The organism is Haematobacter sp., assembly GCF_032102465.1.
In the GTDB taxonomy this organism is placed as follows: Bacteria; Pseudomonadota; Alphaproteobacteria; order Rhodobacterales; family Rhodobacteraceae; genus Haematobacter.
This window is the reverse complement of the sequence record NZ_DAMDHB010000057.1, coordinates 1-14,576: the sequence shown is the minus strand read 5'-3', so window position 1 is coordinate 14,576 and position 14,576 is coordinate 1. Positions and strand designations below refer to the sequence as shown.

General features: G+C 63.7%; 12 protein-coding genes, 1 tRNA gene and 1 pseudogene. 6 read left to right on the top strand and 8 right to left on the bottom strand.

The genetic code is table 11. The features are described from left to right. Nucleotides 1–254 precede the first annotated feature (254 nt). Together RT513_RS19680 and RT513_RS19675 are read right to left on the bottom strand one after the other, a co-directional pair. A tRNA-Thr gene (locus RT513_RS19680) sits at nucleotides 255–330 on the bottom strand. A 919-nt stretch (nucleotides 331–1,249) separates the two neighbouring features. Beyond that, entirely contained in the window at nucleotides 1,250–1,888 is a 639-nt protein-coding gene (locus RT513_RS19675) for a TetR/AcrR family transcriptional regulator (RefSeq protein ID WP_290687207.1), read from the bottom strand. Nucleotides 1,889–2,098: 210 nt separating this feature from the next. Between RT513_RS19675 and RT513_RS19670 the strand changes: the two genes are divergently transcribed. Genes RT513_RS19670 through RT513_RS19650 form a run of 5 tightly spaced genes read left to right on the top strand, consistent with a single transcriptional unit; the run spans nucleotide 2,099 to nucleotide 8,136 of the window. After that, nucleotides 2,099–3,040 (top strand): ABC transporter permease, encoded by a 942-nt coding sequence (locus tag RT513_RS19670; RefSeq protein WP_290687209.1) that lies wholly within the window; start codon nucleotides 2,099–2,101, stop codon nucleotides 3,038–3,040. Next, nucleotides 3,037–4,827 carry a dipeptide/oligopeptide/nickel ABC transporter permease/ATP-binding protein gene (locus tag RT513_RS19665; RefSeq protein WP_290687212.1) on the top strand — a complete coding sequence of 597 codons (1,791 nt, stop codon included), beginning with the start codon at nucleotides 3,037–3,039 and terminating at the stop codon, nucleotides 4,825–4,827. The genes RT513_RS19670 and RT513_RS19665 overlap by 4 nt, the downstream gene beginning before the upstream one ends. Continuing rightward, a complete protein-coding gene (locus tag RT513_RS19660) occupies nucleotides 4,824–5,648 on the top strand; it encodes an ATP-binding cassette domain-containing protein (RefSeq protein ID WP_290687214.1) in 825 nt (274 codons plus the stop codon). Before RT513_RS19665 ends, RT513_RS19660 begins: the two co-directional genes overlap by 4 nt. 30 nt (nucleotides 5,649–5,678) lie before the next feature. After that, entirely contained in the window at nucleotides 5,679–7,217 is a 1,539-nt protein-coding gene (locus RT513_RS19655) for an ABC transporter substrate-binding protein (protein WP_290687216.1), read from the top strand. 22 nt (nucleotides 7,218–7,239) lie between these two features. Then, entirely contained in the window at nucleotides 7,240–8,136 is an 897-nt protein-coding gene (locus tag RT513_RS19650) for an alpha/beta hydrolase (protein ID WP_088214575.1), read from the top strand. 692 nt (nucleotides 8,137–8,828) lie between these two features. On the opposite strand, the gene RT513_RS19645 is transcribed toward RT513_RS19650, so the two are convergent. The 6 genes from RT513_RS19645 to RT513_RS19620 form a co-directional block, all read right to left on the bottom strand. Next, nucleotides 8,829–10,079 (bottom strand): Glu/Leu/Phe/Val family dehydrogenase, encoded by a 1,251-nt coding sequence (locus tag RT513_RS19645; RefSeq protein ID WP_088214576.1) that lies wholly within the window; start codon nucleotides 10,077–10,079, stop codon nucleotides 8,829–8,831. Nucleotides 10,080–10,157: 78 nt separating this feature from the next. Next, on the bottom strand, nucleotides 10,158–10,886 hold the full coding sequence (locus tag RT513_RS19640; protein WP_290687219.1) for an amino acid ABC transporter ATP-binding protein: 729 nt from the start codon (nucleotides 10,884–10,886) through the stop codon (nucleotides 10,158–10,160). After that, on the bottom strand, nucleotides 10,883–11,611 hold the full coding sequence (locus RT513_RS19635; RefSeq protein WP_088214578.1) for an amino acid ABC transporter permease: 729 nt from the start codon (nucleotides 11,609–11,611) through the stop codon (nucleotides 10,883–10,885). Before RT513_RS19635 ends, RT513_RS19640 begins: the two co-directional genes overlap by 4 nt. A gap of 9 nt (nucleotides 11,612–11,620) precedes the next feature. Continuing rightward, on the bottom strand, nucleotides 11,621–12,319 hold the full coding sequence (locus tag RT513_RS19630; protein WP_088214579.1) for an amino acid ABC transporter permease: 699 nt from the start codon (nucleotides 12,317–12,319) through the stop codon (nucleotides 11,621–11,623). Nucleotides 12,320–12,376: 57 nt separating this feature from the next. After that, on the bottom strand, nucleotides 12,377–13,210 hold the full coding sequence (locus tag RT513_RS19625) for an ABC transporter substrate-binding protein (protein WP_088214580.1): 834 nt from the start codon (nucleotides 13,208–13,210) through the stop codon (nucleotides 12,377–12,379). Nucleotides 13,211–13,237: 27 nt separating this feature from the next. Continuing rightward, nucleotides 13,238–13,672 (bottom strand): hypothetical protein, encoded by a 435-nt coding sequence (locus RT513_RS19620; RefSeq protein WP_290687223.1) that lies wholly within the window; start codon nucleotides 13,670–13,672, stop codon nucleotides 13,238–13,240. A 485-nt stretch (nucleotides 13,673–14,157) separates the two neighbouring features. On the opposite strand from RT513_RS19620, the pseudogene RT513_RS19615 reads away from it, so the two are divergent. After that, nucleotides 14,158–14,500: pseudogene (locus RT513_RS19615) on the top strand (integrase core domain-containing protein); the annotation flags it as partial. Between the last annotated feature and the right edge of the window lie 76 nt (nucleotides 14,501–14,576).

Below are 14,576 nucleotides of genomic sequence, written 5' to 3'. Positions count from 1 at the left end.
AAGATGGCCGTGTGAATTCTACGGATGCACCCCGCTAAAAATGGGGGGATTACCCCAGGGTTGCTCCTGAAGCCGGGGCGAATGCCATGTGCATTCTGGAAATAGTCAACCGCTAACGGCGGTAAAGTCCTGGAAGAATGCATGACGACCAAAGATCTAGCATTGTTCCAGACGATTGCGGGGAATCGGGTGAAAGAGATAGCAAAAACGCCAAAAAGTGCAGGGTTATGCCGCATTGACGAGGAGCCGGCGACTGGTGCCGCGTGTCCGACTTGAACGGACGACCTACCGCTTACAAGGCGGTTGCTCTACCAACTGAGCTAACGCGGCGTACCGTCTCCGGTTTAAGCGCTTCCTCGTAGCACTCCGCTTCCTCAGGTTCAATCCGTTCTTGTCCAGAGTGTGACTCTCTCTTTGCAGATTGTACGCAGTTGATTTGGACAGTTTGACTAGGGATAATGAAGTGAGGCCGTAGAGTTTTCCGGCGAGATTGAAGAAGGGTTTCCCTCTTAAGGGGGAGGAAGGGCCGCCGTGCCCGCGCTGCTGATCCGGTTTTGATCACCGGTGGCGATGACTTCGAGTGTGGCCTTGAGGTAGGCTGGGTGCGACGCCGTTGGTGTCTGCGGTCTTGATAAGGGATTTTAGCCCCAGACCTGCCCGCCTTCATAATGCCGGCGAATAGGGTGGCTCTCTTGTTCACAGTGATTATCTGATCGGTTTTCGACGCTGCTGGAGTGGAACTCGATCCGCCTATCTCGCAGGAAGACCTGCAAGCCGTGCCGGCGCCTCTGGATGCGTGCGTGTTTGTCTCCCAAGCGCGACCCGGGGAGAACGCAAAGACTGTTCCTGCCGCCGCTTCGGAAGGGCTGCAACGACTGGCACGGCGCATCTCCCCCTAACATTGAAACGACCCGCGGACGAAGCGCGTCTTTTCAGCGCTTTGGACGCCAGCGCAATGAGCCCACGGGCTGCCGCTGCAAACTAGCATGGACGATACCGCTCGGCATCCAGCGATCATTCTAGACGCGGTTTGCAGCGCATATCAGTGCGCGACAACGGCTTGATCCAAGCCCATTGCGCATCGGTAAGCCAAGAGAAATCCGCCAGTTCGGCCTCTGGTCGAGGCAGTGAACCTCCGCTCAGTGGCCAGCGGAATCCTGCTATCTGATCATGATTCCGGCGAATGCCGTGCCATTACTCGTCTCGACCCTCAAGGCGGAAACGAGAAAACCTAATTAAATCAGTTATCTCAGGCTGGCTCCAACGGCGCGCGGAGTGCGAAACGCAGGGCGTTTTCCACGATCAATGCCCGGCGGCGGTCGAGCTGCGCCGGATCCGCCATGTCTATGCCGAGCGAAATCGCCACGGTCGACTGGTTGGAGATCGAGTAGAAGCTGAGCGAGATGATGACCAGATACAGATCGACCAGATCACAATCCTGGCGAAAAACGCCGCTTTGCTTGCCGCGCGTTAGAACATCATCCAGATAGCCGAGGCTTCGCTGCGTCCGCTCGCTGATCGCCGGGGAATCGCGCAGGGTTCTGGCTTGATTGAGGTTTTCAGCCATGACCAGCCGGACGAAATCGGGGTTCTGGTAGTGGTTGTCGAAGGCCCGCGCGGCATAGGCTTTCAGGGCCTCCACCGGCTCCAGCAGGTCGAGCCTGTCGAGGCTCCGCGCCTGACTCGCCTGTGAGTAGGCGTCCTCCAGAACAGCGCGGTAGAGGCCGTCCTTGCTGCCGAAATAATAGTAGATCATGCGCTTGCTGGTCTGCGTGTTGCGCGCGATCTCGTTGACGCTGGTGCCATCGAATCCATTCGACATGAAGGCCAGCTTTGCATTGGCAAGAATGTCTGCGCGGGTAGCCTCCGCCAGGGTAGCCGCATCCATTCCGTCTTCGAAACGACGCCGTCCTCGGCCGGAGTGAGCGGCATTTTCCGTTTTTTTACATTCTGTTGGCGTCTCTGTCATGGAGATCACTGTGGCATGCCGATCCCCGCTTGACAATGGTCGCGCCGGATTTATTGTTCTAGTCGGTTCAAAAAACCAACGGGGGGATTGCTGTCATGACCATTCACGCCATCCAGGCGGAGTTCTGCCGTGTTTAGGCTCGTCCTGAACCGGATTGCCGTTTCGGCACCGCTGATCCTGATCGTCACGCTGCTCACTTTCGTTCTGAACAGCTTTGCGCCTGGAGACCTTGCCGCGACGATTCTGCAGGGTGAAACCTCCATCGCCCGCTATGACGAATTGCGCGCCGAACTCGGCCTCGACAAACCGGTGCTGGAACAATACGGGCACTGGCTGATCAACGCCGTGCAGGGCGATCTGGGCAAATCGCATTTCACCGGCGAAAGCGTGGTGCAGATGCTCAATGACCGCTTCTTCGTGTCGCTGTCGATCATTCTCGGCTCGCTGCTGGTCTGTGTCGCGATCGGGGTGTCTCTCGGCCTGATTTCCGCGCTGCGCGGAGGCTTCATCGGGAGGGCGGTCGATGTCATCTCGATCGTGGCGCTGATCTTCCCAAGCTTCTGGGTGGCTCTGGTGCTGATCTCCGTGTTCGCAGTCTGGCTGCAATGGTTCCCCGCCGTCGGTTATACGCCGTTCTCCCAGAACCCCTGGGCCTGGTTCGTGGGCCTCGTACTGCCGGTGATTTCGGTTGCCCTGCATTCGATCACCACCATCGCCAAACAGACCCGCGATTCGATGGGCGAGGTGATGCGTCGCGACTTCATCCGCGCCCTGCGCGCCAGCGGCCTGCCGGAGCGGCGGATCATCTTCCGCCATGCGCTGCGCAATGCCTCGCTGCCGGTGGTGACGGTGATCGGGCTGGTCACGGTCAGCGCGATCAGCGGGACGGTCTTCGTCGAGCATGTCTTCGTCCTGCCGGGCATGGGCAGCCTTGCCGTGGAGGCGGCGCTGAACAGCGATGTCGCGCTGCTGCAGGGGGCGACGCTCTATTTCACTTTGCTGACCATCACCGTCAATCTGCTGGTCGACCTCAGCTATGGCTGGCTCAACCCGAAGGTGCGCTTGCAATGACGTCTGTCGCTTCCGTTTTCGAGCCCGAGGTGCGGCACCGGCGCCAGCCGGTCATTCTTTCGGTACTGCTCCGGCCGCTTGGGTTCATGGCCATCGGCTGGCTGGTCCTGATCGTGCTGGCATCGATCTTTGCAGATCAGCTCAGCGCCTATGACCCGGTGCGCCAGAACCTGCTGGCCATCAAGCAACTGCCCAGCATGCAGCATCCGCTGGGCACCGACGCCTTCGGGCGCGACATCCTCAGCCGGCTTCTGCACGGCGGCGCGGCCACTCTGACAGGCGTTGTTCAGGCGCTTGCCGTGGCGGGCGTTCTCGGCGTGGGGATGGGCGTTCTGGCGGGGTATTTCGGCCGCAAGACCGACCGGGTGATCGGCATGATCCTTGAGATCATCATGACGCTGCCGAACATCATCATCCTGCTGGTCATCATCACCATCTTTAACCGCAACATGACGGTGGCGATGGCGACGGTGGGGGTGATCGGGTCCGCCAATATCGCGCGGGTGGTCCGGGCGGCGGTGTTGTCGATCCGGGGCGAGCTTTATATCGAGGCGGCGCGCATCACCGGGCTGGGCGACGGGCAGATCATCCTGCGCCATGTCCTGCCGCGGATCATCGGGCCGATCATCGTGCAGCTGTCGATCTTTGCCGCGCTGGCGGTGCTGATCCAGACCGGTATCAGCTTTCTGGGCCTCGGCGCCCCGCCACCGCAGCCGAGCTGGGGCGGCATGATCTATGAGGCCTCGCTGGCGATAAACGATTTCCAGTGGCTGCTGGTGCCGTCGGGCGCTGCGGTGGCGCTGACGATCCTCGCCTTCGGCCTTCTGGGCGATACGCTCCGCGACGTACTGGCCGACCGCTGGTCTGCGCCGGTGGCGAAGGGGCGGGCGATGGGTGCGACGGTGGCCCCCGGCCGGGACAGCGAACCCTTTGACCGCAACGCGGTGCTCTCGCTGCGCGGGCTGACCATCGTCACCCGCAAGAACGGGGTGGAAACCGCGCTGGTTGACGATCTCGGCTATGACATTAAGCCGGGGCAGACGCTGGGGCTGGTGGGCGAGTCCGGGTCCGGCAAGACGCTGGGCAGCCTTGCGCTGATCGGGCTGCTGCCAGCGGGAACGCGGGTGGTCTCCGGGCGGATGCTGTTCGACGGGCGCGAATATGATCTGCGTGATACGGCCTCGCTCACCCCGCTTCGCGGGCGGCAGATCGGTATGATCTTTCAGGAACCGATGGCGGCGCTGGACCCGTGCTTCACCATCGGCAGCCAATTGGCGGAGGTCGCGCGGATGCATGGCGCCGGTTCCGGGGCCGAGGCGCGCCGTCGGGCGCTGGAGGCGCTGGAACAGGTGCAGATCCCGGATGCGGAGGCGGTGATGCGCAAATATCCGCATCAGGTGTCCGGCGGCATGGCGCAGCGCGTGGGCATCGCCCGCACCCTGCTGCCGCAGCCAAAGATCCTGTTGGCGGATGAGCCGACCACCGCGCTCGACGTCACGGTGCAGGCGGAGATCCTCGACCTGATCCGCCACGCCACGGAACAGCGCGGGATGGCCACGCTGCTGGTGACGCATGACTGGGGCGTGGTGGCCGACATCTGCGACCGCGCGCTGGTGATGTTCCGCGGCCGGAAGCTGGAGGATGCCGATATCGAGGACCTCTTTGCCCGGCCGTCGCACCGCTACACCCGCGCGCTGCTGGCCGCCAATCCGCACGGCACGGCGGTGGGCAGCCGCCTGCCGACCATCCGCGACACGTTCAACGCCATGGAAGGAGCCGCGCCGTGACCGACGCCCCGCTTCTGTCGTTGCGCGACATCAGTGTGAACTTCGGCGGCTTTCAGGCGCTGAATTCCGTCAGCTTCGATCTGGCGGAGGGGGAGACGCTGGGCCTTGTCGGTGAATCCGGCTCCGGCGAATCCACCATCGGCAATGTCATCCTCGGCCGCGTCACAGCGGCCAGCGGAACCGTCACCTATGCCGGAGAGGACATCACCTACCTGCCGCGCAGCCGCCGGCGGGCGCTCGGCCGCGAGATCCAGGTAATCTTTCAGGACCCCTACAGCTCCCTCAACCCGGTGCGCACCATCGGCCAGACGCTGGCGGAGCCGCTGATGGCGGCGGGCGAACGGAATTCGGCGGAGATCTCCCGCCGGATCCGCGCCATCCTCGATATCGTCGGCATGCCTGCCGATACGGTGGAACGGTTTCCGTCCGAATTCTCCGGCGGCCAGCGCCAGCGCATCGCGGTGGCCCGCGCCGTGATCGCGCGGCCCAAGCTGGTGGTCTGCGATGAACCCGTCTCCGCGCTCGACCTCTCCGTGCAGGCGCAGGTGCTTAACCTGCTGAACGACCTGCAAAAGGAGATGAAGCTCACGCTGCTGTTCATCTCGCACGACCTGACCGTGGTGCGCCATGTGTCGCGCCGCGCGATGGTCATCTTCCGCGGCGAGATCGTGGAGGAGGGCGATGCCGGGCGGATCCTGGAGAACCCGCAGCACCCCTATACCCGCACGCTTCTGGCCGCCGCCCCGGTGCCGGATCCCGTGGCGCAGCGCCAGCGCCGTCAGGCTTGGCGGGAAATGCGCCGGATCAGCGCTGCGGTCTGACGCCAGAAAAATTCCAGGGAGGACGCTCTGATGACGAATGCCAAACCCCGCCTGCTAAGCAGGCTTCTTGCGGCAGGCGGGCTCGCCGCCGCGCTGGCCGCTGCCCCGGCGGTAGCGCAGGAGAATGTGCTGACTGTCGGCAACCCCTTTGCCCCGCTCAGCCTTGACCCCGCTCTTTCTGGCAATGGCCGGGCCGGGACCTGGCTGTTCCCAACCTATGAACCGCTGGTGCGCACGCTCGCCGACGGGTCGCTGGAACCCGCGCTGGCCACCAGCTGGGAGATGTCGGACGATCTCAAGGTGTTGACGGTGACCCTGCGCGAAGGGGTCACCTTTTCAAACGGCGAGGCGGTCGATGCCGCCGCCGTCAAGAAATCCATCGACTACTTCATCGGCCGCAGCGGCCCCTTCGCCGCGAACCTCGCCAAGTTGACCGGGGTGGAGGTGGTGTCGGACCATGTGCTGACCATGATCTTCTCTGAACCGACCCCGGTTGCGATGAAGCTGTTCGACCACAATTGGAACGCGGGCTGGATCATCTGCCCCGCCGGTGTGGACAATCCCGAAACCCTGCTGACGAAAAGCTGCGGCGCCGGGCCCTATGTGCTGGACGCCGACGCTTCCGTTTCAGGCAAGAGCTACACCTATCTGCCCAATCCGTCTTACTATGACCAGGAGGCGCGGCACTGGGACAGGATCAAGGTCTCGGTCTTCCTCGACCAGAATTCGGGTGTCCAGGCGCTGCGGGCCAATCAGTTGAACGTGCTGATCTCCGACCCGATGACCGCGCATATGAACCGCAGCATCCTCGGCGACAGGATCAGGCTGATCCATTCACCGGTGCAATGGGCCGGTCTGGTGCTGATGGACCGCGCGGGCGACATCAACCCCGCCCTGGGCGATGTCCGCGTGCGCCGCGCGCTCAACATGGGCATCGACCGCAACCTGGTCGCGCAGGCCATGTTCGGTGATCTGGCCTATGGTACGGCACAGCTGCAGGTGAAGGGTTTCGACGGCTATCAGGAGGGCAATGAGGCCGTGTATCCCTTCGATGTGGATGCCGCCAAGGCGCTGCTGGCGGAGGCGGGCTTTGCAGACGGCCTGACGGTGAAGGCGGGGTACGTCAGCAACACGCTGAACAATGCGCTGTTTCAGGCCTATGCCGACCAGCTCAGCCAGATCGGCGTGACGCTGGAGCCGGAGATCTATCAGGGCATCGGCGCCTCGCTTCAGGCCCGCAAGGAGCGCAAGATCGAGACGTTGCTGTTCAACACCAACTCCGGGGTGCCGAACCTTGCCATGGTGCAGACGCTGAGCCCGAACGGCTCGCTCAACCCCTATGCCTCCAGCGACCCGGAGCTCAGCGCGCTGATCGCCGCGGCCTCCCGTCTCACGGGGGAGGAGGCCCGGCAGGCGTGGGACGCGGTCTATGCCAAGGTTGTCGAACTGGCCTGGTTCCTGCCGGTCATCGGTGTCGATGCAGCCTATCTCGCCACGAGCAATGTCGAAGTGCCGGAGATCGGGCAGAGCATCGTGATCGACATCACGAAGATCCGTCCACGCAGCTGACCGGCCCCCACATCAAAGGAACATGTCCATGCTGGACCCGATCATTGCGGATATGGATCGCCGCCGCGTCGCCGAAGGCTATCCGGAGCCGTTCTCGGCCGCGACCGGCGGAGAGGCGCGCGCGCACGGCTGGGCGATCCGGAATGCGTTCTACCCCAGCCCGGACATTCCCGTGGCCGGGTCCGAGCCGCGCTTGGTTCCCGGGCCCGGCGGCGCCATTCCGGTGCGCGTCATCCGCCCGCTGGAGCCGTCGGGCGCCACCGTGCTTTATCTGCATGGCGGCGGCTGGATCATCGGCGATCTGGAGAGCCATCATGCGCATGCCTGCCGGCTGGCCGATGTCTCCGGCGCGGTGGTGGTGAACGTCGATTATCGTCTGGCGCCGGAACATCCGTTTCCGGCGGCGCCGCTCGACGCGATCGCGGCGCTGGAATGGGTGGCCGCGCATATCGGCGAGCTGGGCGGCGATCCCGCCCGCCTTGCCGTCGCCGGGGACAGCGCGGGGGGCAATCTGGCGGCGGTGGCCGCGCTTCACGCCCGCGACGCGGGGCTACCGCTCAGGGCCCAGTTGCTGTGCTATCCGCTGACCGATTTCCGCCGGCGCACGGGCAAGCCGACGCCGGTGGAGCCCAAATATCTCGGCCCGGATTACGTGAAGACCGCCGCAGACTGGCGCGCCTCGCCCATCACTGCGGATTTGCGGGGCGTCGCGCCGGTGATCCTCGGGACGGGACGGCATGACTATCTGCATGCGGACAATCTGGCCTTCGCCGCCGCGCTCTGCACGGCGGGCGTGCCGCTGGACCTGCGCATTTACGACAGCCTCAACCACGGCTTCGCCAGCTTCACCGGTGTGGTTCCGGCCGCGTTGAATGCCACTGTCGAGCTTTATGAGCGGCTGTCCCTGCAGATGCGCTGATCCGGTTCGCTCCATCGTCTCGATCACACAGGGGCGAAGGCGCGCAATTCTACAATTCACGCTACTGGCAGCCTGTCCCGTGTAAGGCCCGTCGAGCCCACCCGCAAGGTTACGATTGCCGGGGAACGGGTTCTCCCCGTCCATCGCGTGGTTAGCAAGCGGATCGTGTTGGTGGGACTTCGCCGATCTATAGACGAGGGTCCGACGCAGGATATCGGATCCGTCGGGGAATCTGCTCGGCGGTTTCTGGTTCTGTCCATCAAATGACCACCGGGGTCGTGCGGCAGATGATACGCAATATCCCGTCGGCTGCTGGCTATTTCCAACGCGCCACTGCCTTCGCCGTGAGCTTTTGGCATATCGCTCGTCAATCCTGACAAGGGGGGCCATCCATCCTCGTCGGCATCCCTGCGCGCATATCCATTCCGGTCTCGATGCCATTTGGGAAGGATGGCTATGCGGGAGACGGCCTCACCCGCAGGCGAGGACGGAGTGCCGGGTGATGAGTACATGTCGGGTGCAGAATTATCCCGGCCCGTGGTAATCATCAAACCCGGCTCGCCTTGCTTTCGGCGGTTTTCAGAGGTCTGGCGGCGCGCTGATGAACGGCTGGGGCTGGGGGACGACTTGTCTGTTGCTGCAATTGTGGTCGTCCCGCCTTTTGCCGATCACGGGCTATCGCCGAACAGCGGTCACGGGAACAGGCCGCGGGTCTCCTTGGCGCGGCGCACCGTCTCCACCCCGATCGCGAGCGCGGCGTTGCGATGCGAGAGGCCGCGCGCTTTCGCCATGTCCAGCACCTGGCCGAGGGAGCGATCCAGTGCTTCGTAGAGCTTGCGCATCACCTCGTCCTCCGTCCAGAAATAGCGTTGCAGATCCTGCACCCATTCGAAGTAGCTGACGATCACCCCGCCGGAGTTGCACAGGATGTCGGGGATGACGAAGATATCCCCCCGGTCGTCGATGATCTCATCCGCGCCGGGGGTGGTCGGACCGTTCGCGCCTTCGGCGAGAATGCGGCATTTCAGGTCCGCCGCATTGCCGGCGGTGATCGCCCGTTCCAGCGCCGCGGGGATCAGCACATCGCAGGGCTGGGTCAGCAGCTCTTCCGGGTCGAAGGCCAGCTCGGTCGAAAAGCCCGCCAGCGAGCCATGCGCCTGGGCATGGGCCGACATCGCCTGAACGTCGAGGCCGCGGGGATCATAATAGGCCCCCGTGTGGTCGGAAGCGCCGACGATCTTCACGCCATGCTCCGCCAGCGACAGCGCCGAGATCGCCCCGACATTGCCGAAGCCCTGGACGATGGCAGTGGCGCCTTGCGGCACCATTCCGATCAGATCCATCGCGCGCAGCGTGCAGTGGGCGACGCCACGGCCCGTCGCCTCGCGCCGGCCCAGCGTGCCGCCGCACCAGACCGGCTTGCCGGTAACGATTTCATTGACGGTGTGGCCCGCGTACATGGAATAGGTGTCCATGAACCATGCCATGACCTGTTCGTTGGTGCCCATGTCAGGGGCCATCACATCGGTATGCGGGCTGACGAAGGGGATCAGCTCCTGCATGTAGCGGCGCGACAGTGCCTCCAGTTCGTGGGGGGACAGCGCACGCGGATCGACGGTGATGCCGCCCTTGGCCCCGCCATAGGGCAGCCCGGCCAGCGCGCATTTCCAGCTCATCCAGACCGCCAGCGCAGCCACCTCGCCCACATCGACCGAAGGGGCAAAGCGGGTGCCGCCCTTTGTCGGGCCCAGCGTCAGGTGGTGCTGCACGCGGTAGCCCTGGAACACGGCGGTCGATCCGTCGTCGCGGTGGATCGGGCAGGAAACCGCGACCAGACGCTTGGGCATCAGCAACCGCTCGCGCTGATCTTGCGGGATGTCGAGGTGGTCGGCGATGCGCTGGAACTGCGTCTTCGCCATGTCGAACACGGGCCCGGAATACATGGGGCATCCTTTCTAGGGGTGCAGGGGATCGGGCCGCGCGACGGGATCGCGCGGCAACCGCAGGATGTGTCGGTCCGTTCAGTGTCGCAGGTCGGACAGGAACTTCTGCGCGCGGGGGTGCTGGGGGTTGGTGAAGAAGGTCTCGGGAGAGGCGTCCTCCAGCAGCACGCCCTTGTCGAGAAACCAGACGCGGTCGGCGACCTCGCGCGCGAAGCCCATCTCATGGGTGACGCACATCATCGTCATGCCGGTATGGGCGAGGCCCTTCATCACCTGCAACACCTCCCCCACCATCTCGGGGTCGAGCGCCGATGTGGGTTCATCGAAGAGGATGACCGGCGGGTCCATGGCCAGCGACCGCGCGATGGCCACCCGCTGGGCCTGCCCGCCCGAAAGCTGCCCGGGAAAAGCCCCCGCCTTGTCCGCCAGCCCGACACGTTCCAGAAGCGCGTGGGCCTTTTCCTCTGCCGCCGCGCGGCTCAGGCCGCGGAGCTTGCGGGGGGCGAGGGTGATGTTGTCCAGCACCGACATATGCGGGAAGAGGTTGAACTGCTGGAAGACGAAGCCGATGTCGCGCCGCATCCGGTTCAGGTCGGCGCCCTTTGCCTGCGTATCCTGCCCGTTCACGGTGATCCTCCCGCCCTGGATCGGCTCCAGCCGGTTGATGGTGCGGATCAGCGTCGTCTTGCCGGAGCCGGAGGGGCCGCAGAGCACGACGACCTCGCCCTTGTTCACCTCTGCGGTTATGTCGGTCAGGCATTGGTGGTGTGGCGTGTACCACTTGTTGACGGCATCGAAGCGGATCATGGTGCAGGCTCCGTGGCGAGGATTGGGGTGACGGCGGGGCGGCCCTGCCGGCGGCGGGCGATGCGGCCCTCCAGCCAGCGGGCGGTCTGGGTCAGGGAGAAGCAGAGCACGAAGTAGGTCAGCGCGAGGATCGAGAACACCTCGACCGGACGGGTCAGAAGCTGGCTGTTCACCTGCGCGGCGGCAAAGGTGAATTCGTTCACCGAAATCACATAGCCCAGCGAGGTTTCCTTGATGAGCGATACGAACTGGCTGATCAGGCTCGGCAGCGAATTGTAGAGTGCCTGCGGCAGAACGACGAAGCCCAGCGTGCGAAAATAGCCAAACCCCAGCGACCGCGCGGCCTCCGTCTGGCCCTTGGGCAGCGACTGAATGCCGGCGCGGATCGCTTCGGCCAGATAGGCGCTCTCATAAAGCACCAGCGCCCCCACCAGCGTCCAGAAGCCGCTGATCGGCCAGCCGATCAGATGCGGCAGCGCGAAATAGCTCCAGAAGATGACCATCAGGAACGGCATGCCCCGCACCGTATGCACGATGGCCGCGGCGGGAAGGCTGATCCAGCGGAACGGGCTGATCCGGGCCACGGCCAGCGCCATGGCGCAGGGAAAGGCCAGTGCCAGACCCGTCAGCGCCAGGAGCAGCGTGGCCGCCAGACCGCCCAGCGGGCCGTTGGGATACTGCCCCACGAGAAAGAGCAGCCAGTAGTCGTGGATGATGTCGATCATGGCTGCCCCCTATCGCGCGGCGCTGGCGTTGCGGCGTTCGTAAAGCCCGCCAACCGCCATGATGAGGAACGAAAAGAACAGGTAGATGGCCGTCACCACGAAGAAGATCTCGAAGGTGCGGAACGTGTCGGCCTCGATCTGCCGTGACTGGTAGGTCAGTTCATGCACGCCGATGGCCATGGCGATCGAGGTGTTCTTGAACAGCAGCAGCGAATAGTTGACCAGCGGCGGTATGGAAAGCCGCAGCGCCTGTGGCACGATCACGTAGCGCATGGTCTGGAGATAGCCGAAGCCGAAGGTACGCCCCGCCTCATACTGGGTGCGCGGCACGGCGCGCAGGCCCGACCGCAGCGCCTCCGACATATAGGCGGAAAAGCAGAAGCCGATGGCAAGCAGCGCGAGGATGAATTCGCTGTTACGCTCGTAAAGCCATTCGCGGGCAGCCTCCGGCAGCAGTTCGGGCACGGCGAAATACCAAAACAGCACCTGCACCAGCAGGGGGATGTTCTGGTGAACCTCCACCCAGGCGGAAACGAACCAGACCGCGGGCGGAAATTCGGTGGCGCGCAGCACGGCTAGAACCACCGCCAGCCCGAAGGCGAGGCACCAGGCCCCCAGCGTCAGTTGCAACGTCACCCACAATCCGTCCGCAAGCCAGCGCAGGTATTCGCCGGTCAGGACGGCAGAGAAATCGAGCGATCCGCCCATGGTCTTCCCCTTCCGTTCGGGCCGCCCGGCATCACGCCAGGCGGCGGGTTGCCAGGATCAGAGCGCGGGTTTCAGCACCGGGTCGGAGACAGGCTCGTTCATGCGGAAGGCGCGGGTGAGTTTGAACTGGGTTTCGGGGCCGAACCATTTGTCGAAGATCTTCTGCGCCTCGCCCGTCTCTTCCAGCCGGGTCAGCGTGGCATTGACGGCCTCCTTGAAGGCGGGCTCGTTCCTGCGCAGGCCGAGCCCCCAGTATTCCTTGGCCATCGCACCGGGCAGGAAGGCGAAACCGCCGCCTGCGGTATTGACGAACTTCACCGAGGCGACCTCGGAGAGCGCCAGCGCCTTCACCTTGGACTGTTGCAGCGCCAGGAAGGCGGCGGGCGGATCCTGGAAGGTCAGGATGGTGGCCTGCGGCACGATCTCCCGCAGGAAGCGTTCGGAGCTGGAGCCTTTCGGCGCGCTGACCTTCTTGCCGGAGAGGTCCTCCATCGCCTTGATGTCGGAGCCTTCCTTGACCAGCAGCCGTTGCAGGCTGACGAAGGAGGCGTTGGAATAGTCGATCTGCTGCGCGCGTTCGGCTGTATAGCCCAGTGCGGCGGCGACCAGATCCACCCGGCCCTCGGTCAGCTCGGGGATCCGCGCCTCGACCGCGATGAGCTTCAGCTCCAGCTTGACGCCCAGATCGTCGGCCACGGCTCGGCACAGATCGACCTCATAGCCGATGATCTCCCGTGTCGCGGGATCGGGAAAGCTGAAGGGTTCGTAGTTGCCCATGGTGCCGCAGATCAGCCCACCCTTCGCCTTGATGTCGGAAAGCTGGTCGGCCAGCGCCGGAGCGGCAGCAAGCGACAGGCCCGCCAGAATGGCGAGGGATTTCAGAATGGTCATCTTGGTCTCCTGTTGGTTTTTGTGCGCTCAGGCGGGTTTGCCATAGGCGCCGATGTAGCGGTCTTCGGCGATCTGCCGCTTGATCTCGGCTTCCGGGGCCTCCTTCGTGCGGACGGGATAAAGAAGCGCCGGCCCGTCGGCCCGCGCAGAGGCGCTCATATCGTCCGCCGCCGTGATATCGCTGCGGTTTACGACAGGGCTGCGGATAGAAGCCGGCACCTCGATGGCTGCGGGATCATTCTCGCAGGACGCGCGATGGATGACGGCATGTGCGGATATCGGCAACTCGCGCCGACCGATTGCGCCATTGTCGTTGATTGCAGGGTCGATGACGAAATCCGCCGCATGGTGAATTCTGGCGGCGCTGGATATCCTGACGCCTCCGGGCAGGCGTGTAGTGGCGACGACGCGGAAGCTTTCAAGCAGGTCCGCTTGCAGCACGGCGGCAGAGGTCGTGGTCATGGTGCGGTCCTGCGATGTGTCGAATTAAGATAAGGTAATGGAGGAAGGCACATAAAAAACAGCGATATTATTTTATGAAATCCAATCTCTTTTTTAGATGATTTTGGACGCAAGGGGACCTCGCGTCGTTGCAGATCGGCGTGCCATGTCGTTGAGAGACGCCGAGAGCGTATCGGGACGGAGCTACGCCGCCAGCAATGGTTGAAGGTTGGACCGAGCGTACCGGAAATTTCCTCCGACAATCGGAAGGGCTGGTCCGGTTCGGCAGAAGACAGCCAAGCCGGCCTTGTCGATGTCCCCGCGAGGGTGCTCAAACGGTCGACCCACCACGGCCAATGGGGTAACGAACCTTTTGTTCTTCTATTCCTCGAACAGTCGATATCGGAAATAACGTCCCGATCGCCATACATTATCCCGAAGGCGCCACCGGCCCGTCATCGTGAGATGGCCGGAAAAATCCAGCTTCCGGTGGTCCAAGGTCGGGGAGCATCCCGGGCATCTCGATATCGGGTCGGGGCGTCGTACGGGAACTGGCAGTGCTGATCGAGCGTCGAGGAAAGCAGGTAATGATTATCTCGGATAGGGGCACGGAACTGACCTCGGATGTTATTCTGCCGTGGTTCTCGGAGGAAAAGATCGAATGGCATTACATCGCGCCGGGCAAGCCGAGCGAGACTGTGCGGAAACCCTCAACGGACGCATGCGCGTTGAGCTGCTCAACGAGACCACGTTCCGAACCTTGGCTCATGCCCGGGTCGTGATCGCCGCGTGGACCGCCGAATAGACACTGAACGCCCGCATTCTGCCGTGACCTACCAGACCCCGGCCGATCCCGCGCGGACCCGGACAGGTCACGTCCGTCAAGGTGGTGTAATTTCCCGGATGGCCTGAGGTCATGATCAGG